This window comes from Anaerolineales bacterium (assembly GCA_022866145.1).
Classification (GTDB): Bacteria; Chloroflexota; Anaerolineae; order Anaerolineales; family E44-bin32; genus PFL42.
Genome location: JALHUE010000491.1, coordinates 1 through 1,523, shown reverse-complemented (window position 1 = coordinate 1,523; position 1,523 = coordinate 1). Strand labels below are relative to the sequence as shown.

2 protein-coding genes are annotated in these 1,523 nt (G+C 66.6%); both read left to right on the top strand.

Annotation, left to right across the window (positions count from 1 at the left end):
* Positions 1–206, top strand: a 206-nt coding sequence (locus tag MUO23_14285; GenBank protein ID MCJ7514118.1) for a PDZ domain-containing protein, incomplete at its 5' end; no start/stop codon positions are given.
* Positions 207–350: 144 nt separating this feature from the next.
* On the top strand, positions 351–1,457 hold the full coding sequence (locus MUO23_14280) for a hypothetical protein (GenBank protein ID MCJ7514117.1): 1,107 nt from the start codon (positions 351–353) through the stop codon (positions 1,455–1,457).
* Positions 1,458–1,523: the final 66 nt, after the last annotated feature.

Sequence of the window (1,523 nt, the reverse complement as noted above, 5' to 3'; positions counted from 1 at the left end):
TGCGCGGCGCCGGCGACTGCGACAGCGCCAGCCTGAGCCCGGGTGGCGACCTATTGGTGGCGATCGACGGGAAGCCGATCGCCGATTTCAACGATCTGATCTCGTACCTGGTCGAGCACACCAGCGTCGGCCAGAAGGTTGTTGTGACCGTTCTCCGCGACGGGAAGGAGGTTGAACTACCGGTGACCATCGGCCCCCGGCCTTGACGGCGCGCGTCGCCAGCCTGCTCCCTCGGGCACAGTCCCCGGTGCCGGTGGGGATCGAATCCATCCCCGGGGCGGACTGCTGTCTCCCGCCGCCGGACCCGGAGGCCCCGCTGTTCTCGGTGTGATCCACATCAGGAGGCCCTCATGCTGAACGAGCACGACCTGCAGGAGTTGCTCGCCTATCGGCCACCGGCGCCGGTGTTGAGCGTGTACCTGAGCGTCGACCCCTCAGCCGGCTCCGCCGACGCCTACCGCCTGCATTTGAGACAGCTCCTCAAGGAGTTCACAGGAGAAGCCGACCGCGACCTCGAACGTATCCAGCGATTCGTCGAACAAGAGTACGATTGGTCCGGACGAAGCCTGGCCATGTTCAGCTGTCAGGTCGCAGACTTCTTCCGGGCCTTTGCCTTCTCGGTGCCCGTGCGCAGCCGGGCCCGGCACATCGACCGACCTTACCTCAAGCCGCTGGCCGACCTGCTGGCCGGGTACGGCGACTACGGCGTCGTTCTGGTCGACAAGCAAGGCGCGCGCCTGTTCCATTTTCATCTGGGAGAGTTACAGGAACAGGACGGCACGCTAGGCGAGGCGGTCCGCCATACCAAACGCGGCGGGGCCTCGACCTTCCCGGGGCGGCGCGGCGGGATTGCGGGGCAAACCGGCCACTCCGAGGAGTTGACCGAGCGCAACCTAAAGCAGTCGGCGAAGTTTGCTGCAGATTTCTTCGAAGACGCGCGGGTGCGCCGCATCGCCGTCGGCGGCACGGACGATGTCGTGTCGCATTTCGTCGCCCTGCTTCCCAAGCGCTGGCAGAGCCTGGTGTTCACGACTTTTCCGATGGAGATGACGGCCAGTCACGACCAGGTCCTGGCCAAGGCCATGACGGTTGGCGGTGAGGCGCTGCACACGCGAGAAGCTGCCTTGATCGAGAGCGTGATCACCGCCGCCGCCAAAGGCCTGGAGGGGGTTGTCCGGCTGGATGACACCCTGCACGCCGTCCACGACGGCCGCGTTCAGACATTGATCGTCAGCGAAGGATTCCGCGCCCCCGGCTATCGCTGCCGCGGCTGCGAATACGTCACAGCCCAGCGGCTGCCGCGCTGCCCGTACTGCGGGGCGGAGTTTGAAGAGATCGCCGACGCCGTCGAACTGGCAGTCCGTCGCGTGATGGCCGATGGCGGTGAGGTCGAGGTGGTCCGCAGCAGCCCACACTTGGAGCAGGCGGGACGGATCGCCGGACTGCTGCGCTACTGAGCCGGCCGGGCGGCAACCGACAGCCAGCAGGGGCCGTTCAAGAAGCTGGTTGGCCGGTCCCGCGTG

Bases quoted from the DNA above. Each gene is read 5' to 3' on its own strand.
- MUO23_14280 (MCJ7514117.1), top strand. From the start codon at position 351: ATGCTGAACGAGCACGACCTGCAGGAGTTGCTCGCCTATCGGCCACCG.